Origin of the sequence: Empedobacter sp. GD03861, from assembly GCF_029840885.1 — a bacterium.
GTDB classification, from domain to species: Bacteria; Bacteroidota; Bacteroidia; order Flavobacteriales; family Weeksellaceae; genus Empedobacter; species Empedobacter falsenii_B.
In genome coordinates this window covers 24,129-45,637 of record NZ_JAOCDJ010000008.1, presented here as the reverse complement: position 1 = coordinate 45,637, position 21,509 = coordinate 24,129, and the positions used below count along the sequence as shown (strand labels likewise).

Sequence of the window (21,509 nt, the reverse complement as noted above, 5' to 3'; positions counted from 1 at the left end):
TTAACAAAATAAAGTGATCTCAATTCATTAGCGCCTCCTAATTCATAATATAAACTTACCTCAAAGCTTTAAACATCTGTTCAATGGCTTTCTTCTTTTGTTCCATATTTGGATGAACATATAAATTTAATGTTGTACTTATATTTGAGTGCCCCAATAATACACTAACTGTTTTGTAATCACAATTACTTTCGATACAACGTGTGGCGAAACTGTGTCGCAAACCGTGGAATTTTATTTTGGGAATTTCTAAATGTCGCATTAAGTTTTTATAGAAACTGCGGTACGTTCTGGGTTCTGTAGGTTTAGCATCATTGGTCAGCACAAAAAAAGAAGGATTTACTATTTTTTTGATGGGTTTTATCAATCGAATTAAATCTCTGTTCATCGGGATTTCGCGAATGGAGTTTTTGGTTTTTGGCGTGTCTAAAATGAGTTCTGTTTTTCGGGTTCCGTCTTCTATTACGTAGATTCTTTGAATGGTACGATTCACGCTGATTACTCCGTTGTCGGTATCAATGTCCTCCCAAGTTAAAGCACATATCTCGCCAATTCGCATTCCTGAGGATAAACAGATTAAAACACCTAAATTCCGAAAGGTAAAATGTTCTTGTATGTAATTCATTATTTTTTTCTGATGCGTTCTGGAAAGCACTTCTATTTGCTGATTTTCGCGAATGGTAGGATATTGAATTTCGAAAGGTTCATAAGCAATCCATTTGTTTTTAGCACCAAATTTCAGCACCATTTTCAAAACGATTAAAATGTCTTTGATGGTTTTTTGGCTTAAACCAGCTTCTAATTTTTGCAATACAAAAGTTTGTACATCGGCTTCCTGAATTTCGTATTGATTGCCAAAAGAGGGTAATAAATGATTTTCGATGAGTAACACATACGCCGAAAAGGTTGATTTTTTCACATAGTTTTTTTTGTCTGTTTTCCATAAAGAAATGACTTCTGAGAGTTGTTTTTTGTCCATTTTTTTTGAATTAAAGATTTAAAAGAACAAAGGAAGTAGAAAGTAAATAAATGCGTTAGTATTTCAATCGGCGGATAATATTCTCCTTAATTTTCATAAAAGAGATTTCTAATCTTGGTGTTCCAAATTTGAGATTTCCAGGGTTTGAAGATGCGTGGGAAGTGAAGAAGTTGGGGGAAGTAGCAACTAATTTTATGTATGGAATGAATACTGCTGCAACAGTTTATGATGGTGAAAATCAGTATATCCGAATCACGGATATTGATGAAAGAACTAGATTATTCACTCCAAATCCTTTGTCATCACCAGATGGAGAATTAGAGGATAAATATTTATTAGAAAAAGGAGATATTCTTTTTGCAAGAACTGGAGCAAGCGTTGGAAAGTCTTATTTATATAGTGAAAAAGATGGCAAAATTTTCTTTGCGGGCTTTTTAATCCGTCTTAACGTAAAAACTGAAAATCCATATTTTATTTTTTCACAAACACTGACCGAAAAATATCAAAAATGGGTACTTACAATGTCAATGCGTTCAGGGCAACCAGGAATTAATGCGGAAGAATATAAGTTATTGCCAATAGCTCTTCCGTCGTTTGAAGAACAATCCGAAATTGCGTTTTTTCTCTCTAAAATTGACGAAAGAATCCAAGCCCAAAGCAAAATAATTGAGGGTTTAAAAAAATTAAAGGTTGCAACTGCTAAAAAAATATTTTCGCAAGAATTTAGGTTTAAAGATAATAATGGGAATGATTTTTCGAAATGGGAGGAAATGAAGTTAAAAAACATTGTTATTATTCAAATGGGACAATCTCCAGATTCTTCTTCATATAACTTTGAAAATATCGGAATACCATTAATACAGGGAAATGCAGATATTTTAAATAGAAAATCTAATCCTAGACAATACACGAGTAAACCCACTAAATTTTGTGACGTTGGTGATCTTTTGTTAACCGTAAGAGCTCCAGTTGGTTATGTAGGAAAATCCAAACATTACGCCTGCATTGGTAGGGGAATTTGCTCAGTAAAAAACAATGATAAATCTATACTCGAATTTATTTATCAATTTTTATTATATTTTGAGGATAAATGGAAATCTATTGAACAAGGAAGTACTTTTACTGCGGTTAATAGTTCGGATATTAATTCAATTAATATTTTACTACCAAGTATTCCTGAACAAGCCAAAATCGCCAATTTCCTTTCCGCTATAGACTCAAAAATTGATATGGAGAACCAACTTTTGCAAAAATTAGAAGAACAGAAAAAGTTTTTGCTGCAAAATATGTTTGTTTAGAATGTTAAACAAACATTTGCTGTAATAGATATTTCTTTTGCATTTCCAGCTGCTCTAAAATGGCTTTTTCGGTTTGGCTTTTTTGGGATAGGGAAGAAAGAAATGCCGAAATTTCTTTTTGTTCTTTTATTGATGGCAATAAAATTTCTAATTTTAAAATTTCTGTTTTCGACATATTATATCTTGTACTTCCTTGTGCTAACTTTTTTATTTCATTCCGAACGACTTTACTTCTAAATAAAAAACGAGCAAATTCAGGGAGTAATTCCTTAAAGGAATTAAGTCTAAATCCAAAACAAAAACTATTGAGATACACATTTTTCACATCTTCTAACAAAACTGAACTCATCCCAATTTCATCAGGCGTTTCAGAAGAAATTGTAAAAAATATATCCCCATATTTTACACTATTTTGATTTTCATTTTCTGAAACATTTACATATCCACAGTTTTCAATTACGATTTTGGAAGAATCAAAAATTTGCTTGTATTGAATGTACCTTTTTCCATTACCAAAATCTTCTTTTGTTTTTCCAGACAAACCAGTGAAAGTATATCCCAAATCTCCAAGTCTTACTTTTTTCCAATTTTCGAAATTAGAATTAATTCTTATTTTTTGTTCCGATAAAGAATCATTAAGACTTTCAATTAAGGATTTAAGATGTATCAGTATTTTGTTTTGGGTTTGAATTCTTTTGTCAACAAGCGACAGAAATGTTGAGATTTTTTCTTGTTCTTCTAAACTTGGATAATCTATTCTAATATTCCCTAAATCGGCGGAGTTGATTGCAGGATAACTCGTGCCTGTACATCTTTCAATAACTCTATCAACGAATTTCTGATTATGTAAATATTGAAAAATGAATTGAGAATTTTGTTTGGTTCTAATCTGTGCATATCCTGTGGATGCCACATATTTTCCTTCTTTATCAAAAAATAGATTATTTTTTTGATAAGGTCTAACCATTTGAAAAAGAACATCATTTCTCAATAATATTCTTTGGGCTCGACTTGGTGCTTCATCTATGGAAATAACATCTTCTTTCATTAACCGTCCATTTTCAACACTTTCCAAATCAATATAAATAAATGATTGTGGAAGATTTCCATTTTTAGGATTTATTTCACAAACCTCCCCTAACTTCCTCGTTTCCCACTCTCCCTCAAACCCTGGAAATCTCAAATTTGGGAACTTAGCTAAATTTTTATTATCTTTTTGTATCTTGGTCATAGTATTATCTTCTTATTCAGCATTAGGGATTTAATCTATTTGCTTTTTTATTTTTATTGTGTATCTTTGCAAAAGCTCAGTAACCATTTCTTTATTGGATGTAAGTGTTAAAGGAGTATAAGAAGCCGTTTAGTTCCGCTAAGCGGTTTTGGCTTTTATATACGCTTCGTATTCTTTTAATAGCTTTCTTTTTCTATGTTCTGTTTCAATATAATAAGCCGTTATGAACATATAATATTCTCCTCTGTCGGTTAAAATCACAATATAATTTTCAGATTCATTAAACAAAACAGTACGTTCATCTTTTCCTCTTACATTTTTCCAGATGAGAATTTCTTCGTGTTCACAGTTTTCTATAACAAACTTTGGAAAACGTATCCGTTCCATTCTTCTAAAATCAGGTTGTCTATTAGCTTCGTCTTCTCCTTCGTGCGTAATGTGATAAAATGTACGATGCATTCCGTCTACTTCCGGGTATTTTCTCACAGATACTTTTAGACCTTCATAAATAGGGTGTGCTTTGATAAAATCGTTATGAAAAACCGAATAAACAGCGTCAAAATAGGTTGAAAAAACTCCACCATATTCGCCAAAAGATATCAATGCAGGAAACACTAAACTCATACAAAATAAGGTTTTTGTGGTTTCCAAATAAAAACATTGAACTTTCGCTCTTTCAATAAAGTAGATTTTGTTAAAGAATATTTAGAGCGATGTTTAATGAGATTGATTAATTCATTTTTAGCTTTACTATTTGATAATTCTCTATTTACATAAGCAGTAGCACCTACTAATAAATCGGCTAATTGCAAAATTTCCACTTCGTGAGATCTTACCTGTTGTACTTTTTTAATAATTTCTTTAGAATAGTCGTATTTGTCATTCCTTAAAACCTGTTCCAGTTTGTGAACTTTTTCTTTACTTCTGGTATCTTTAATGTCTATGTAAATATGATGAGAGTTTTCAGGATTCAAGATAGCTTTCAACATTCCAAAATACATCTTATAGTAAAATGTATCGTGTGTATGATTGAACTTTTCATAATCTATTGCAGATTTATTAGAAACTACAAGCACCCTAAACTGCAAGTCATCATCATCAAAAAAATAATTGATTACATCTTTGTAATACTCGATTTTTGATTTTGAAACTTTGTTCCATTTTAGCTCATAGTAGGTTCGATTGTCATTATCATTCTTTTTATTTTTAGGAATAAGGTTGTGTTTGAGTTTAAAACTATACAATCTTTCAAAAATTTCTTCCTTCTTTTCAATCGGACAATAAACAGCCCCGATAACCATAACAGGCTCTTTGTCATTCTGTAAATGACAACTTTCATCGCAATATATATTGATTGTTGGCTTCATTATAAAAAATTAAAAAACAAGTCCCAATTCTTTGAAATACACATCAATTTCTTTGTCCAATTCCGCTCGCTTGGCTTCCAAAGATTTAATTTCCTGCATTACAACTTGGATATCGATTTCTTCTTCAGCTTCGAAAGTATCTACATAACGAGGTATATTAAGATTATAGTCATTTTCTGCAACTTCTTGTAAAGTAGCCAAATGACTGTATTTCTCAATTTCGGTTCTATTACGATAAGTTTCCACAATCTTATTGATATGCTCTTCACGTAACATATTTTGGTTCTTAACTTTCTCGAATTCTTTACTTGCATCAATAAATAGGATATGGTCAGGATCTTCCTTACATTTCTTAAACACCAAAATACAAGTCGGAATACCAGTTCCGTAAAAAATATTGGCAGGTAAACCAATTACAGCATCTAAATAATTTTTCTGTTCAATAAGATATTTTCGAATATGTAATTCTGCCGAACCTCTAAACAAGACACCGTGTGGCAATACAATAGCCATTGTTCCGTTTTCAGCAAGATGATGAATCATGTGTTGTACAAAGGCAAAATCTGCTTTGCTTGCAGGGGCTAATCTACCGTATTGACTAAAACGTTCGTTACTAAGATGCAGAGGATTAGCACTCCAGTTGGCTGAAAATGGTGGATTTGCTACAATGGCTTCTGCTAACAAACCTTCGTGTTGAGGATGTTCTAAAGTGTCTTCCTGTTTGATATCAAATTTCAGATAATGTACGCCGTGAAGTATCATATTCATTCGGGCAAGATTGTACGTTGTTCGATTCATTTCTTGTCCATAGAAATTATTGACATCTTTTACTTCTCTTGCTACACGCAGTAATAATGAACCTGAACCACAGGTTGGGTCATATACCGATTTTAAACGGTTTTTACCAGTCGTAACGATCTTTGCGAGAATTTTAGATACTTCCTGAGGGGTGTAGAATTCGCCCGCTTTTTTTCCTGCACCACTGGCAAACTGACCTATCAAATATTCGTAAGCATCACCCAATACATCAAGTTCTGTATCATTCAATTTGAAATCAATTTCGTCTAAATGCACCAACACTTTTACAATAATAGCATTTCGGGCATCTGCTGTTCTTCCTAAATTATTACTATTTAAATCCATATCAGAAAACAGGTCTTCAAAGTCTTCTTCACTTTGTGTTCCCATTGTACTTAACTGAATATTGGTCAATATCTTCTGTAAATCTTCAAGAATAAAATTGTTGCTCCCGCTATTTCCTCGTTTAGCGATTTCACTAAACAATTCAGATGGTTTTAAAAAGTACCCTAAGGTTTCAAGAGATTCTTCTCTAATAGCTTCAATGTATTCTAAGCCTTCGGCTGTGTTTTCATCAATATTTCTGAATTGGATTTTATCTTTTTCCAAAATGGAGTTCGCATAAATTTCCATTTTTTCAGCCAAATATTTATAAAAAATAAATCCCAAAATATAATCTCGGAATTCATCAGCATTCATTTTTCCACGCAGTGTATTGGCTATATTCCAGAGCTGTTGCTCTAATATTTTCTTCTGTTCTTCTGACATTGAAATAAGCGTTATTTGATTAGGGATTTATTATCCTTAAGAATCTACTAAAATAGTAAACTTTTAGATTCTAAACATTATGCTTGCTATAAAAATGATGGATATTTAAATTGGTAAACTTACTTTAGATTTTTTTTAAAAATTTCTTTATTGACAATGATGTCATCTGTTATAACTTTCTGCCTTTCTTTTTCTTCATCCGTTTGGTAAACTGTCCTTCTTCGTAATCCTCGCCCTGTGCATCTGGCAACAGACTGAACAATCCCAAATCGGAGCTGTGCGAATGTTCATGCGAGATAAACTCGAAAAGGTCTTTTGTCGGTTGGTGGTCTAATGTGTCCGTATTGGAAACAGGGTTATCCTGTGTTTTCAGTTCGGGTTTATTTCCGTTGTTCCACCAATCATTAAATACGTTTGCCGACAAATTTCTGTCTAATTGTGAGCCGTTCCAAACGGTACGGCTTTCGTGGTCGATGAAAGTTATACCATAAATCCGTCCGCTGTCGTTCCTGCGGACAATGGTATTGATACCTTGTTCTACAAGTTGCTTTTTAAAATCCGTTTCGCTGTTTGTAGTATGTATAGCCAATTCGATGGTATTCTTTAATACTGACCTCGCAGGGTTGGTTTTCATTTTCTCTTTGGAGTGCTCAAAATGTTTTTGAAGTTCTGCAACGCCTGCATCTTTTCCAAATAGTGATGCCTTGAACGGATTGCTTGCCTTATTTCCATTCTCGTCCAATGCCACGTATACCAATCCGTTTACGGGCTGTCCGTTCCGCTCTCCTTTAACTTCTTCAGCTGTAATGTTGAAAAGTGACAGCAAAACATTGTAACCACCCATAGTAGAATAGCTATAATACTTTGGCAGATGCCGTACTACCGAAGCAATCTGACTTTTGATATCTCCATTTTCATGATTTACAGGCTTGAAAACTTTATTGGTTTGTTTCTGCTCCTGCTCGGTAGCTTTTTTCAGGTTGTATTTCTGCTCCAAATCCCGACAAATAGCCATTGAGCGTGGATGGTCGTAATCATCGGGGATTTTCTTTCCGTCAATAGCTACACAAGTCGAAACAATGTGTATATGTGTTCTGTCAATATCCGTATGTTTGAAAACGATATATGGCTGATTGCCGTAGCCCATACGCTCCATGTACTCCTGAGCCATTTCGGTAAACTGCTCATCGCTGACCTTATCCGCAGGATCTGGGTTCAGCGAAATATGGCGTACAGTCTTTTCCGTTTTGATGTTTGCCGACAGGTACGGCTCAAAGCACTTGTTAAAATACGTTACGGAATATCTGCCATTCATTGTGTCGGGTATCTTGTTCAGCAACAAAACCGATCCGTTTTCCCTGTCCACTTTCTGCTGATTGTACAAAATCGCTCCGTACATATTGCTTCCCTTTCCGATTTTTGCGATCATAACTTTATTCTTTTTTCAGATACTTTTCTTCAAATTCCTGTGTTAAACGGATGACTTCCTTAGTGACTTTTACCAATTCAATGGTTTCTTTTTCCAATTTAAAAAGGTATGTTCCTGCTTTTTTCTCTGAAAAATTGCGGTACAATATCTTCACAACCTGATTATAATTTGTTCCGATTGCTCGGAATTGGCTAAAAAATCGGGTCAATTTTTCGTGATAATCTATTGCATCCATATCAATTTTTACGGTCTTTACCGTCTTTTGAAAGATGCAAGCCGTAATAAAATGTGCCTTTACACTTATCCCCGATTGGTCAAAGAGGGCAAGGAACTTGGCGTTTCCCTCTGCATTCAGGTTGATGGAATACCGATGTACCGCAGGATCAATCTTTGGTTCCCTTCCTGTTTTCCTAATCTGTTTTCTGTTTTTCTCTTCCATAATAATCCATTTTAATTTTTAATAAACGTGCGACTTCGGAGCCGTTTCCAGCTCCCTGCAAGGGCAAGTGCTTTTGAGTGCCGAAATTCATTTCGAGTACCTCAAAAGATAACTTGCTCTGAACAGGAGTTCAGAAAATCCGTTTTGCAAACGGATTGGAGTTAGCAGGAAAAACCTCATCGTTTCCGATTACAAATTTCGACAAGACTATCTGAATAACATTCACTTACAATTACGCCAAATAAAGCCAATGGACGCCAAATAGTGCCACCTCTATACGCATTGGGACTGCTTTTATTTCCTTTGTAACTGGTTAGTTGGCTGATTGGTTATGTGCTTAATCAAGTAACTAAACAGCATAAATCCTGACAGCTAATCTGCGTGATTGAATGCAGACTAATTACAAATTTTTGAGTTAATGAACTAGTTGATTAAGGGTATATAGGTGCATAGCAACTTACATACGTGCTATGATATTTATGACTGATTGTTCAGCTAGCGAAACAGCTAATTTGATATAATATTAAAAACGATAGATATGATAAATGAAGAAACCAAAAATCAGCAACCCAAAAAAAAGGATTTCTCTATAGAAAATTTCCTAAGTAATGAAAAGAAACAACCCTTGACGGAACAACAGGCAGTAACACATCGGGAAGATTTTGCCAAACCCGAAGTAGACGAGGAAGCACTGATGAACATAATTCCAGGGGAAGAACCCGTGCAAATAGCAACAGAAATGGGACAAACCAAACCGTCAGCGAACACCACGAAAAAAAGTACCTCAAAGCCAAAGAAGATGACGCAAGAGGATTACTGCGGGCAGTTCTTTAAAATCTCCAACAGGATTGCAAGCAAAGGAAAATCAGTCTATGTACGGCAGGAACATCACGAAACATTTAACAGGCTTACAAACATTATGGGTATCGACAAGCTCACGATTTATGCGTATCTGGACAACATTATCGAATACCATTTTCAGGAGTTCGGAGAACTGATTAAGGAAATCTATAACGATAAGCACAAGCCATTGTTTTGATGACCGTCCTTTGGTCAGGATGCCTAACTCCCTTTTAAATTGTTTCCAAAAGAAAAAAAAAGAAAAAAAGAAAGCCGTTCAATCAAGGTGGACAGGGGAAAAACCAAAAGGAAACGGAATAAGTCCCGAAGGGTGGCAGGGCAACTGAGCAACTCGCCAAAGCGACCTTTTTTTGCCCTGCTATTATGCCGTAAGCTTTTGGTTGGGCAGTGCGGTGGCTGTCCGCCTTAATTTTGCTACCTTTTTATTCTTTTTTGGGAACATAATGCCTCTGAACGCCAAATGCAACCTTTGACGGCAACATCAAAGCTATCTATTAAAATAGCTTCTACTTTCGAGGCTTAAACGACGTGATATGGAAATAACAGTTTTAGACATTCAGATTTTAAATGCATTGCACAGGGAAGTAAAGGAAGTTTCTCAATTGATTTTGGAAATAACTGCACCCTACAAAGCACTGCAACAGGCAACGAAATGGCTCGACCAACAGGAAGCCTGCCAATTACTCAATATCAGTAAAAGAACATTGCAGACATATAGGGCAAAAGGAATTCTTGGGGCAACGCAAATCAATCGGAAAACATATTTCAGATTGTCCGAAGTGGAGTTACTTATGCAGGGAGAGCGAACATTAAAAAAGCAAAAGAAATGAAACAGATTGGAAATTCAAACGAGGATATGCTTGCCCTGCTCGAAGCTGTGGTAGGTATCAAAAACGAACTGCTGTATATCAGGGAATATTTCCACCCATTACTAAAAGGGGAAATCTACCTTTCGGGCGAACAGGTCTGCGAGATGTTGCATATCAGCAAACGGACGTTGCAACAGTACAGAGATGACGGACTGATACCTTTTATCAAACTCGAACGGAAAATCCTTTTTCGTGAAAGCGATATTATCAAGGTATTGGAAGATAACTATCAGCGTTAGCCGATTAACGGTAGTTAATGCTTCAATTTTGTTCAGGTTCTTATTCAAGTCGTTTAAATTCAAATGATAATTTCAAACTGTCTCCCGAAACCAAAGCATTTATTTTGTCTCCCTTTTTCCAGTATTTTATCAATTTTGGGAAATCCAACGTGTCGTTTTTGAATTCAAATTTGTCTTCTTTTATTTCCGACATTTCAAATTTTATAAACTCTTTTTCTTTGGGGATTTTAACAAGTAAATTCCACTTTCCATCGGTCTCCAAAATCCTCATTGTCTCTTGGCTTATCGTATCATTTTTTTGAATGGTAAATCCAATCCCACTGTATTCCGAATCGCTGATTTTTTCCCAATTTTCAAAAGTAGTTTTGCCCTGTTTTTCATTTGTCCGTTGCCATTTACCTAACAGCCAATCAAAGTTTTCGGATTTTGTCGTTGTAGTTTCTTTGTTTTCATTTTGTTTGGTGTTGCACATTGTAAAAGCAAAGGCAGTTAGTATGATAGCTATAAATTTCAATGTTGTTTTCATTTTATAATTGTATGAGTTCGTTTTCTAATAAATATTCTTTTCTGATTTTTTGATTCACTTTATCCATGACCGAGATGAATAAATCATCAGATTCTTTGGGATTGAGTTCTTTTAAGATTTTAGCTTTTACCAAAGAAAAATAAATGTGTTCGTTAGGCAATTCTTTTTCAATTTCTGAAAGAATCATTAAAGCCTTTTCCGTTTTGCCTATTTTACTCAAACAAAAACAATAATTCAGTTTTACAATTGGCGATTGCGAAACTTTTTGCATCATCTCGTATAATTTCGCAATGTGATTCCAATCATTTTGCGTTAGTTCATTTATGGACATATACTTGCTGATGATGATAGCTTCAAGATAAAACTTGCTTATTTTTTTTGGTTTATTGAGATAATTAAAAGCTAAATTGAGTAATTCTTTATTCCATTTTTCACGATTTTGATTGAAAAAAGAAATGAGTTTACCATCGTGAATTTTTGCTGGAATCCTTGCTGTATGAAAGCAAAAAAGTGCCAATAAGTTGCTTGTTGATTTGGATTGGTATTGATTAAATAAAAGTTTTGTCAAAGCAAATGCTTCCAAACATAAATCTTCATTTACAATATTTTCTGTCTTTTCACTAAAAGAATCAAAACCGATATTGAAAACCGCATAAAATATTTCTTCTATTATTGAAACCTCTTTTTGATTGGCTGTAATTGAATTTAGGTCAATATCATTACCGTTAAATTCAAGCTGAATATTTTTCTTTGTTCGGTTGATGTTTTTATAAATTGCTTCCTGATTGATTAAAGTACTGTCACTTATTTCGGGAATGCTCAAACCAAAGATATTTTTGAGAACGAAAAGTATTTTGGCTTGATTGGAAACATTTTTTAATGCCGAAATGAAGATAATGGTTTGAAGCCGTAAATCTGTTTCATTGCTGGTTGACGAAGTATCTTCAAATTGTTCTACTGAAAAATTATGGTTTTCTTTCTGCTTTTTAATTTGGTTGAATACATCGTTACGAGCCACGATGAAAAGCCAGTTTTCTTTATTATTCGGAACATTGTTTTGATTCCAGATTTTTAAGGATTTCAAAAACGAATTTTGAATAGCGTCCTCAATTTCAGAAACGTAATTTGTGCCAAATTGATTTAATAATCCCGAAAACAGCTTTCCATAAATCGCTCTGTAATTTATCTCTTCGTTGGGAAGAAAATTATTGCTCATAGTCTTCCATTTCCATTATCGGACGGATTTCGGTAGTTCCTCCATAATGATGAGTAGGACATTCTTTAGCCAATTCTACAATCGTTTCTAAATCGTCAGCCTGCAATAAGTAATATCCACCAATAATTTCTTTCGATTCCAGGTAAGGTCCGTCTTTGACTACACTATCTTTTCCTGTAATGAACACACCTTTTTCGTGCAATCCGTCTCCAGAAATTAAATGTCCTGCTTCGGCTAATTTATTTGCCCAATTCATATGAGCATTAGCCAACTCCTCCATTTCTTTAGGAGATAATTCATTTAGTTTTTCAACGTCTTCGTGAAGTAATAATAAGAACTGTTTCATTGTAAATTGTTTTAAAATTTCAGTAAAGACATTTTGGTACCTCGGTTTTGGACATTTTTTTGTGATTTTTTTCTCCTTGAAATTTATAAATATTTATCAACTACTAAATTATAAAAAAAGCCAATACAAAAACTATATTGACTTTCTTTAATTGCTTTATCAGTTTCAGAGTTGCGAAACAAATGACTGTTCCATTCCCTTAAATTTATGTGATACCTTTTGCATATCCTTACCAACTTTCTCGTTGACTATTTTGGCGTAAATCTGTGTGGTAGCAATATTCTTATGTCCTAACATCTTGCTCAAACTTTCCAAGGGAACACCCTCACTCAAAAACAAGGTAGCAAATGTATGACGTGCCAAATGGAACGTTACTCTCTTTTCTTTTAGACAGTCAATCTGTTGGGATATTCTCTTTAGGCTGTCATTGCAGACTGTGTTTGATGGTACAGGGAATACCTTTCCATCCTTTGAAAATCCCGCATATTTCTCAATAATCATTTTAGGAATATCCAACAGCATCACGTTTGACGATGTGGCTGTCTTTTTCCTACGTATGATAATCCATTGGTTGCCATCAAAGAAATCCTGAATATTGCTGTTTCTAAGTCCTTTCATATCTGAATAGGAAAGACCTGTAAAGCAACTGAAAACAAACAGGTCTTTAACCAATTCGTCTTTCTTTTTCTCGCAGTTGAACGTTACGAGCTGTTCCAATTCGTTCCGTAGCAGATAGCCACGGTCTTTGTCCTTTTTAGTATTCTTGTATTCGCTGAACGGGTTGAAAGCAAGATGTTTTCTACTCATTGCCAATCGGCAAAGCGTAGTAAATCCAATCATATACAGCCAAATGGTGTTGTGTGTCAAGCTTTGGTCGTCACGCAGGTAGTAATCAAAGTCCTGTACAAAACCAGGTGTAAGGTCATTAAAGGACAAATCGGAATAACCGTATTTTGTAAGTGCAAAATTTCGTAGGTGTTTTAAAAGTATTTTGTATTTACTGCGTGTGCCATTTACCCGAAGTCCACTATTAACCTTTTTCTCATAGTCCAATAGGAACTGTTCATAGAATTTGAAAAAGGTCAGTTCTCCGCTTTCCATCCCAAGAACGGCATTTTTAAGTTTAGCACTGTTTACAGCCCCCTCATTCTTTAGAATTTTGGAATAGCATTCCTCAATACCCGAACGAATTTTGTCAAGTTTCCTGTTTGTGTCTTGTGCTTCTCGGCTTTTACCCAAAACCCTGCCGTACTTCAAATCCCAATTTGTTGCGGAAATATCCAGCTTGGTACTGAATGCAGACTGTTTGCCGTTTACGGTAATTCTGCACATAACCGTAACTTTTCCGTTTTTCTTTGGGGCGTTCTTTTTAAGGTAGAACAATACCTTAAACGTTGATTTTTTTGTCGTTTCCATACTCACAATTCTTAATGATAAAATTAAACCTATGTGAGCTACGGAACAATATGAAAAACTATGCAGAAAGCTGAAATACAGTATTTTAAACGATTATTTCTAATGTTTAAAAGTAACGTTTTAGTAACCTTACTTTTGCCAAACCTCGCTTTTTACTGCTTTTTACCTCATTACCAAAAAATCATAAAACGGCTGTAAAGTCTTTATTTACAACCGTTTTGACTGTTATTAATCTTTGATGTATTTTTACTGAAACTTTATTTTAAAAATCTATTATTTCTTCTCTGTTTACTTATTTTTAATAGCTGTGTATTAGAGGAAGATACTATTCAAATTGAAAAAACAGAACAAGAAAAGAAAACGTTTGCTATTTTTTCACAATCTTCAAACATTCAAGGAAAAAGTAATAAATCTGCTATTGATTATGCAAATGGTTTTTCTATCTTAATGCAACGATATGATAGTATACACAATACTAATATATCAGGACTTGTAAACACTACGAACATTGTCGAACATAAAAAGAACTCTTTACAAAATGTTATTGTAGAAAGTAAAGAATTTTACATCGAAAATCGATTACATTCACAAACTATTTTTGATGAAAATGGAGATATATGGGTGATGTATCCTAGAATTAAAAATAACTCAGTAGATGGTTTATTAATTGCAAGCTATACTGATAATGGGACCAATGTCTTTTTTAGTTATGTGAAAAAGGATAGTGAATTGTATATTTCGAACGTAAAGTTATTTCAAGAAAAATTTGATAAACAAATCAATAATTCAATTAACAAAAAAGCTAATGGAGATAATTGTGGTTTTGAAGGTTTGCCTTCTTGTGATTTAGACGAGGTAATAATAACTCCTAATCCAGGTGGAAGTGGTTGTTCAAATTGTTATACTACACCTCCTGAAAACAGAGGAAGTAGTGGTTGTTCTCAATTTGTTGAGTGTATTGACAATCCTCCAGGCGGTGGAGGAGGTGGAATTATTAGTCCATTTAAAACTCCATGTGATAAGATAAAACCTATTGGAAAAAATGATAAAAGTAAAAGTTTAATGAAAGATTTAAAAATTAAAACCTCTGAAAATAAGGAACATGTTTATATTTTAAATGCTGATGGAAATAATATAAATGAAACTCATTTTGAAGGAAATGAAGGAGAAGCTGGTGTAGATTTTAATTTTTATGGTCAAATAGATGGTTTTTTACATTCTCATTTTAAAGGTTTACCCCCTGTCTTTTCAGCTGATGATATTTTAAATTTAACATATTTATATAAAAATGGATTTATTAAAGATGCAAATTCCTTTGTTTTTGGTCTTGTAACAGAAAATACTCAATATTATATTATAATTGATGATTTTGAAAGTTTTGATAATTTTTCAAATATCGTTATGATGGGCGGAAATGAAATAAGTGACTCTGTGTACGACTACTACAATCTTGTATATCAAAGCTCTGGAATTAAAGAATCTAATAGTGTTTCTACGAATGAATATTTATTTCTTAAATATCTAGAAGCTCAAAAATCAGGATTGAAATTACTTAAATCCGATTCAGAACTAAATGATTGGAAACTATTATCAAGTGCTACAAATGGTAAAATAAATGAAACAAAATGCAATTAATTATGTATAAAATTAAATTTTTTATATCTATCATTATTATGATAATATCTTTACAAGTTCATTCTCAAACTTTAAAAACAACATCTAATAGTAATAACCTAAATAATAATATAGATAACTTTATAGGGACTTGGTATTGGAAAGATAATGGTAAATCTTTGAAAATAATTTTTAAAAAAGATAATATAGATCTTCCTATGTATGACAATGTAAAAACAGATGTTTTAATAGGTTTTCATAAATACATTTCTAATAATATAGTTGTTGAAAATTCCACTCAATACATTAACAGTCGTTTTACTGATAAGAAGTCTACTATTTTAGGAACTACTTATGAATCATCTAATAAATTAGAAGGAACAATAAAACATGTCTCTAAAAATAAAAGTTTAAAATTTAAAATATTATATATAGATTCAAAACATATAAAACTAGAAATGTTAGAGAATATTAATAGAATTAGAATTAATCAATCAAAAATCAGCAAAGAGATTGACTTACCTCAAAATATTATTTTAACAAAAGAATAGTCACATTGAATACATTTTTTTTGGCTTAGGTTTGAAACTTCTGTAATTAATTGGACGAATTTACATTATATTGCTTTTATCGTTTTGCTTTCTAGAAAAATAAAAGTTTAAACAGGTTTAATATAAAGACTATAACACCTTTTATGTTAAAGTAAAAGGTGTTTTTTTATAGAAAAAAATAGACTCACAGTTCTGTAATTTTTGTTATGCTTCATTTTAAATAAAAAGTCGAAATTGCACCTAAACAAAATACAAAAGCTATGAACGACAATAAAAAATCTCATTGGGAACATATATACGAAGTAAAAACTCCAGAAGAAGTGAGTTGGACACAAGAAAAACCAGAAACTTCTTTAAATTTTATTCATTCTTTTGGAGCTGATAAAACAGCTAAAATTATTGATATTGGTGGTGGAGATAGTAAGTTGGTCGATTTTTTATTGGAAGAAGGATATGAAAATATTTCTGTTTTGGATATTTCTGCAAACGCGTTGGAAAGAGCAAAAAAGCGTTTAGGAAATAATGCAGAAAAAGTAACTTGGATTGTTGCTGATATCACCGAATTTGAACCTACGGAACAATACGATATTTGGCACGATAGAGCAGTTTTTCATTTTTTAATAGAAGAAAATGACATCAAAAAGTACCAAGATTTGGTCGCGAAAGCTGTAAAAAGAAATATGGTAATTGGAACTTTTTCGAAAAACGGACCATTAAAATGTAGTGGTTTGGAAATAAAACAAAATGATAAAACTTCTTTAACTTCTACTTTTGAAAATAATTTTGAGAAAATAGATTGTTTTACAATTGATCATAAAACGCCGTTTGATACAATACAAAATTTTATTTTCTGTAGTTTTAACAGAAAATAAAATGCGTTAGGGATTGCAGTGGAAATCCTTTGCTGTTGAGCAAATATTGAAACGAAAAGCCCGCTCGAACGCCCAGAATATAAAAATCATCTCCTTAATTCAGGAGATGATTTTCTTTTTTTAAAACTTTATTGTATTTGATATTTCCTTTTTTGATATCATTTAAAATCCATTTCAGTTCAGCATCTGTACGTTTAATTTTATCTTGCAAATTAGGCTGAATAAGTTGGTTTGGATAAACACCATGTGCCTGTTCTTCTCGTTTTTCCGTTGGAGAAAGATAAACTGTACCTACTGAAATTTTGAGTTTGGAATTGGGCAACGTAAATTTTGGCATCAACCCAGCAACCGTTCCATTAAAATCTCCTCCCGTTTCTTCACCTACAAAAAATGCTCGATTTTTTAGTTGAAGATTAGCCGAAATCAACGCCGAAGCAGAGTAAGAACCACCATTTATAATGACATACAAATTGTGGTGATACACGAGCTCTTTATCTATTTTGACATGCGAAAAAGGCATGTGCAATTCGTATTCATTTTTAGCATTTTTTGACGTCGAAAAATAAGTATAACCCGATCCCAACCAAAGCAACGGATAGGAATAAACGGGAAAAAGATTGTACAACGACTTGCCAAAAGAGGTTTTGTTCGCGACGATTTTTTCACCTAAAAATGCCTTGGAATCATCGACCAAATAAGCGTATAAATAGTGTGAATCTTTTAGGTAACCACCACCATTGTTGCGTAGATCGAGAACTAAATTTTGGACTTTATGATTCTTGATATCCGTAAAAACTTCTTTATATAGTTCGCGTATTTTACCTTTTCTAAAATCTGTTACTTTTAATACCGCTATCGTACTATCATTCGTAGGAAAAGCCAAATCTTTAGAATAGGTTTTGGAGCTTTTAGAATAACCATATTTCTTTTGTTTTATCCTTACTTTTCGCTCAACTTCTTTCTGCTCTTTTGTAATTTTTGGTGTTTCTGCAACCTTTTCACTTTTAGGTTTGGGATAAGTGCGAAATGTTTTTTTTCGGATGATTGAATTTCCCATTTTAAAGGTTAATTCAACCGAATCTTTAATTCCATTTTCTAAAGTAAAATAATTAAGAAAAGTTCTGTTAAACACATTATCCGAAAAAGTTTGATTTTCACCATCTCCATAAATACTTTTTTTATATTTATCGTATAAATACTTTGTAGAAACACTATCTATATAAAGCAAAGCCGAACCTTGATTAATCGGATTGATTTTACTGTAATCTGCCACTAAAAAAACTGAATCATTTTGCCAAAAAAAACTATAATCACTAAAAGCAGATTTAGATTCTTTGTATTTTTTTTCCTTACTCTTTTCTATTCGTTTATATATCGGATAAATATCTGTATGACCATGTTCTAAACTTTCGAAAATCGGAAAAAACTTGACATAAAAATCATTTGGTTTCAATGGTTGATGAATTGTTTTTTTTAGGCTATCAAATTTATAATCAATTTGTTTTTGAGAAGTGTATAAATCTAATTTTGGATGATATCTTTTTAGTTTTTTATAAACAAAATCTACATCTTTTTTCAATTTATTTGCAGGAATCTCTTTATCAATATGTGCATTGTATTTCTCTACAGAAACACAGCTGCATATCAACAAAAATGACAAATAAATTAGAGTAGATTTTAATTGCATTGAGGATAATTAAATGAATAATAAGTTACAATATTATTTCACTTCTTGATAAAATTCTTCGATAAAATTTTCCATATACTGATGACGTTTTAAAGCAATTTCTTTTGCTGTTTTGGTATTCATCAACTCTTTTAATTTAAATAATTTATCATAAAAATGTTGCACGCTAGAAGCGTCTTTCGAATTATCGTACGGATTATATAAAATACTACCTACACTTCCGCCATATGCAAAACAACGCGCAATACCAACCGCTCCAATTGCATCTAAACGATCAGCATCTTGCACAATTTCAGCCTCGATAGTTGTTGGTTTATTTCCTTTACTAAATGAAACTTGCGAGACTATTTCCAATACTTTCTGAATTGATTCTTCCTCTACATGAATTGATTCTAAAAATTTTCTAATTAATTCCTCCGATTTATCAACTCCATTATGCAATTTATAATCACCGATATCATGTGTCCAAGCTGCTAATTCAACCAAAAAAGAATCTGCATTTTCAGTTTCTAAAATCTTCTTCGCATTTGTCACCACACGTTCTATGTGAAAATAATCGTGTCCTGTTCCTTCATCTAAAAAAGTTTTTTTGATATAAGCTTGTGTCTGAATAAGTATTTCTTGTTTGTTCATTTTTTAATAATCTATTTCACGCTAAAATAAAAAACTTCAATAACAATGTTATTGAAGTTTTAAATTAATAGAAAAAATACTGTTCTATTGTTTTACAATTTTCTTAGAAACCGATTGTTTATCTGTTTTGATATTAATAATATAAACACCTGTCGGTAAATTTGAAATATTAATTTGTTTCTTATCCGAAGACGAAACTTTTTTTCCGGTCATATCAAAAATATCTACAACTGTTATTTTTTCAGTTGTCTGTACATTTACAATATCTTTTGCTAATGTTGGATAAACAGAAATCGATTTATCAACAGCTAACTCATCTGTATTAAGAGCTCCAGTTGTTCTACCTGTTATCAATACAGTAACATCCTGATTCTTTTTAACTCCTGCGTTATCTATTAAATTTCCTTTATTTGAAATAATAACTTTATATTTTGCTCCTTTTGTTGGAGTCTTTATAAGAACTTGTTCATAATTATCTACTGTATTATCTCCTTTGATTGCAGGACCAGTAACATTATTTAAATCTAATTTCCATGGAAAATAAGTAACATTTGTAGAACTTTCTACTACTCTTAAATCAAAATCATTAATCAATCTTGAAGACTGATTATAAAATAAATCATTTATATTTTTAAAATAAGCTGCTTCTGGGTCTATCCAGGAAATACTTGCTTTCAAAGGTGTTCCATCGGAAGTTATTTCATACACTATATCTGTACCTGAAACTTTTGATTTTCTTTCAAACAATTTTGTATCATCTAATAAAACCTCTGCTGCTTTTTTAGTATTTAATAATCCCCAACCAAAATAAATATCTGGTCCATCATTATCTCCAGCCTCATCAGCAGTATGTAAAAGTAGTGTTTTAGCTTCATCTCCAAAAAAAGTAAATGTAGAATTATTATTTACTAATCTTTGTAACTGAGTCAACATTCCCATTGCCCCCGTCACAATTGGTGCAGAAAAAGATGTACCACTTCCTATAATAAATACATTATTTTGTGTAGGATTTGATGAGTCATATGAAGGAGCAATCAAAGAATCTCCATAAGTAGAAATATCTGGTTTAATTGCTCCATCTTTACGAGGTCCAACACTTGAAAATGTTGCTCTATTATCTTTTGTTAATGTCGTAAATTTATAATCAGTAGTATTCGGTAATTTAACCGCTCCTACAACAATGATATTTTTAGCCAATGACCCCCAACCAATACAATATGCATCATTAATACAATTTTTTGAAGGTATTACTTCCGATGCAGTAAAAGGTGTCCAAATCCCATCTTTGTATTGGAATTTTGGATTAGTATCAGAGGCATCTGGTCCCGAACCATAATAATTACCTGCTGATTTAACAACAATATAATTTGGATTATTATAAACCGTCTTGTCAAAATCAGCATCAGAACTATAATAAGATCCACTCAAAGTAGCACTGGCGTCCTTAACTAAATCTTGATAATTTCTCATATTAAAATACCATCCAGGACCTAATTTATCTGTCTTAGAATAATAATTATCCCATCCTAAATTTACACCATAAGAATGATTAGATAAATTTTCTTTTGCATTTAAAAGCTTCTGTATATTGTTTCCATTTGTTGTTGTATTAAAACTGCTATTTTTTATTTTAGCTTTTGTTAATACTCCTTTAGCTGCATATTGTGGGTATCCATTAAATGAAGCTCTACCTTCGGCTGCAATAAAACCTGATACAGAAGTTGCATGATCAGATATTGCAGTTGCTCCATTTTCGGTATCAAATAATCTGCTTGAATTTCCATAATCAAGATCTCTAAACTCAATATGTGTTCCTAGCGCTGCCCCTCCGTCCATTACTAGTACACTAACATCTTTCCCATTCAAAACAAAACCATTAATACCTTCATTTTGTAACTCAGTAATACCCGCTCCTGTATTTGCTCTAATATCATCAGTTTGGTAAAAAAAAGGTGAATCTTCTATAAAACCTGCGAGATTAGAAATTCCTTTTGATTGATCTACAATTACAGATTTAGCATTCTTATTCTGTAGACTATTAAACTTCTGTTCATTCTTTAATTGCTGCTCTTCCAGTTTTTTATAAAAAATCGCATTATTATCCTGCGCAAAAGAAGCTGACAATCCAAATAATGTAAATAATAAAATAAATGTTTTCTTCATACTATGTTTATTTATGTAATTTTATTCACTAATTATTGAAGGAGTTATTGTTGAATCTCTTATAATTAGTGTATCATTAATTTTAATATGGTCATCATTAATAATCACCGAGTCTATATCATTTTTCTTATTAAGCTCAGTAGAATTGGTCTTACATGACAATAATAATGTAAGTATCATTAATGTTAAATATTTCATGAAATTGAT

Annotated in this window: 21 protein-coding genes; 7 read left to right on the top strand and 14 right to left on the bottom strand. The window is 32.5% G+C overall.

Going from position 1 to position 21,509, the window contains the following annotated elements:
• Nucleotides 1-55 precede the first annotated feature (55 nt).
• Nucleotides 56-979, bottom strand: a complete 924-nt coding sequence (locus N5D03_RS06335; protein WP_280036647.1) for a site-specific integrase — start codon at nucleotides 977-979, stop codon at nucleotides 56-58.
• 128 nt (nucleotides 980-1,107) lie between these two features.
• On the opposite strand from N5D03_RS06335, the gene N5D03_RS06330 reads away from it, so the two are divergent.
• A complete protein-coding gene (locus N5D03_RS06330) occupies nucleotides 1,108-2,277 on the top strand; it encodes a restriction endonuclease subunit S (protein ID WP_280051197.1) in 1,170 nt (389 codons plus the stop codon).
• Nucleotides 2,278-2,281: 4 nt separating this feature from the next.
• Here the strand turns inward: N5D03_RS06330 and N5D03_RS06325 are convergent, their stop codons facing one another.
• From N5D03_RS06325 to mobA, 6 genes are all read right to left on the bottom strand, one after another.
• Nucleotides 2,282-3,508, bottom strand: a complete 1,227-nt coding sequence (locus tag N5D03_RS06325; protein WP_280051196.1) for a restriction endonuclease subunit S — start codon at nucleotides 3,506-3,508, stop codon at nucleotides 2,282-2,284.
• Between the two features lie 138 nt (nucleotides 3,509-3,646).
• Nucleotides 3,647-4,132 carry a hypothetical protein gene (locus N5D03_RS06320; RefSeq protein ID WP_280051195.1) on the bottom strand — a complete coding sequence of 162 codons (486 nt, stop codon included), beginning with the start codon at nucleotides 4,130-4,132 and terminating at the stop codon, nucleotides 3,647-3,649.
• On the bottom strand, nucleotides 4,129-4,875 hold the full coding sequence (locus N5D03_RS06315) for a DUF3800 domain-containing protein (RefSeq protein ID WP_280036653.1): 747 nt from the start codon (nucleotides 4,873-4,875) through the stop codon (nucleotides 4,129-4,131). Before N5D03_RS06315 ends, N5D03_RS06320 begins: the two co-directional genes overlap by 4 nt.
• 9 nt (nucleotides 4,876-4,884) lie before the next feature.
• Nucleotides 4,885-6,441, bottom strand: a complete 1,557-nt coding sequence (locus N5D03_RS06310) for a type I restriction-modification system subunit M (protein ID WP_280049027.1) — start codon at nucleotides 6,439-6,441, stop codon at nucleotides 4,885-4,887.
• A 169-nt stretch (nucleotides 6,442-6,610) separates the two neighbouring features.
• Nucleotides 6,611-7,870, bottom strand: a complete 1,260-nt coding sequence (gene mobB, locus N5D03_RS06305; protein ID WP_280051194.1) for a conjugal transfer protein MobB — start codon at nucleotides 7,868-7,870, stop codon at nucleotides 6,611-6,613.
• A gap of 4 nt (nucleotides 7,871-7,874) precedes the next feature.
• The gene (gene mobA, locus N5D03_RS06300; protein WP_125349862.1) at nucleotides 7,875-8,309 is read right to left on the bottom strand and encodes a conjugal transfer protein MobA; all 435 of its coding nucleotides are present in this window, start codon (nucleotides 8,307-8,309) and stop codon (nucleotides 7,875-7,877) included.
• A 538-nt stretch (nucleotides 8,310-8,847) separates the two neighbouring features.
• Here mobA and N5D03_RS06295 point away from each other — a divergent pair.
• From N5D03_RS06295 to N5D03_RS06285, 3 genes are all read left to right on the top strand, one after another.
• On the top strand, nucleotides 8,848-9,348 hold the full coding sequence (locus N5D03_RS06295) for a DUF3408 domain-containing protein (RefSeq protein WP_093363804.1): 501 nt from the start codon (nucleotides 8,848-8,850) through the stop codon (nucleotides 9,346-9,348).
• 355 nt (nucleotides 9,349-9,703) lie between these two features.
• Nucleotides 9,704-10,000 carry a helix-turn-helix domain-containing protein gene (locus tag N5D03_RS06290; protein ID WP_280049024.1) on the top strand — a complete coding sequence of 99 codons (297 nt, stop codon included), beginning with the start codon at nucleotides 9,704-9,706 and terminating at the stop codon, nucleotides 9,998-10,000.
• The gene (locus tag N5D03_RS06285; protein ID WP_034979496.1) at nucleotides 9,997-10,278 is read left to right on the top strand and encodes a helix-turn-helix domain-containing protein; all 282 of its coding nucleotides are present in this window, start codon (nucleotides 9,997-9,999) and stop codon (nucleotides 10,276-10,278) included. Before N5D03_RS06290 ends, N5D03_RS06285 begins: the two co-directional genes overlap by 4 nt.
• 40 nt (nucleotides 10,279-10,318) lie before the next feature.
• Here N5D03_RS06285 and N5D03_RS06280 read toward each other — a convergent pair whose 3' ends face one another.
• From N5D03_RS06280 to N5D03_RS06265, 4 genes are all read right to left on the bottom strand, one after another.
• Nucleotides 10,319-10,804 carry a DUF6265 family protein gene (locus N5D03_RS06280; RefSeq protein ID WP_280036663.1) on the bottom strand — a complete coding sequence of 162 codons (486 nt, stop codon included), beginning with the start codon at nucleotides 10,802-10,804 and terminating at the stop codon, nucleotides 10,319-10,321.
• A 1-nt stretch (nucleotide 10,805) separates the two neighbouring features.
• Complete coding sequence (locus tag N5D03_RS06275; RefSeq protein WP_280036665.1) at nucleotides 10,806-12,020, bottom strand: DUF6596 domain-containing protein; 1,215 nt, start codon at nucleotides 12,018-12,020, stop codon at nucleotides 10,806-10,808.
• Nucleotides 12,010-12,366, bottom strand: a complete 357-nt coding sequence (locus tag N5D03_RS06270; protein WP_280036667.1) for a YciI family protein — start codon at nucleotides 12,364-12,366, stop codon at nucleotides 12,010-12,012. Before N5D03_RS06270 ends, N5D03_RS06275 begins: the two co-directional genes overlap by 11 nt.
• A gap of 165 nt (nucleotides 12,367-12,531) precedes the next feature.
• Nucleotides 12,532-13,782, bottom strand: a complete 1,251-nt coding sequence (locus N5D03_RS06265; protein ID WP_280051193.1) for a site-specific integrase — start codon at nucleotides 13,780-13,782, stop codon at nucleotides 12,532-12,534.
• A 447-nt stretch (nucleotides 13,783-14,229) separates the two neighbouring features.
• Between N5D03_RS06265 and N5D03_RS06260 the strand changes: the two genes are divergently transcribed.
• The 3 genes from N5D03_RS06260 to N5D03_RS06250 all read left to right on the top strand — a co-directional run bounded on the left by N5D03_RS06260 (nucleotide 14,230) and on the right by N5D03_RS06250 (nucleotide 16,819).
• Nucleotides 14,230-15,417 (top strand): hypothetical protein, encoded by a 1,188-nt coding sequence (locus N5D03_RS06260; RefSeq protein WP_125349856.1) that lies wholly within the window; start codon nucleotides 14,230-14,232, stop codon nucleotides 15,415-15,417.
• Nucleotides 15,408-15,947: a DUF6705 family protein gene (locus N5D03_RS06255; RefSeq protein ID WP_280036674.1), complete on the top strand. Its 540-nt coding sequence runs from the start codon at nucleotides 15,408-15,410 to the stop codon at nucleotides 15,945-15,947. Before N5D03_RS06260 ends, N5D03_RS06255 begins: the two co-directional genes overlap by 10 nt.
• A gap of 260 nt (nucleotides 15,948-16,207) precedes the next feature.
• Complete coding sequence (locus tag N5D03_RS06250; protein ID WP_125349530.1) at nucleotides 16,208-16,819, top strand: class I SAM-dependent methyltransferase; 612 nt, start codon at nucleotides 16,208-16,210, stop codon at nucleotides 16,817-16,819.
• 94 nt (nucleotides 16,820-16,913) lie between these two features.
• On the opposite strand, the gene N5D03_RS06245 is transcribed toward N5D03_RS06250, so the two are convergent.
• The 3 genes from N5D03_RS06245 to N5D03_RS06235 form a co-directional block, all read right to left on the bottom strand.
• Nucleotides 16,914-18,506 (bottom strand): S41 family peptidase, encoded by a 1,593-nt coding sequence (locus N5D03_RS06245; protein WP_280038262.1) that lies wholly within the window; start codon nucleotides 18,504-18,506, stop codon nucleotides 16,914-16,916.
• 33 nt (nucleotides 18,507-18,539) lie between these two features.
• On the bottom strand, nucleotides 18,540-19,139 hold the full coding sequence (locus N5D03_RS06240) for an HD domain-containing protein (protein WP_219033870.1): 600 nt from the start codon (nucleotides 19,137-19,139) through the stop codon (nucleotides 18,540-18,542).
• 84 nt (nucleotides 19,140-19,223) lie between these two features.
• Nucleotides 19,224-21,302, bottom strand: a complete 2,079-nt coding sequence (locus N5D03_RS06235) for a S8 family peptidase (RefSeq protein ID WP_280051192.1) — start codon at nucleotides 21,300-21,302, stop codon at nucleotides 19,224-19,226.
• Between the last annotated feature and the right edge of the window lie 207 nt (nucleotides 21,303-21,509).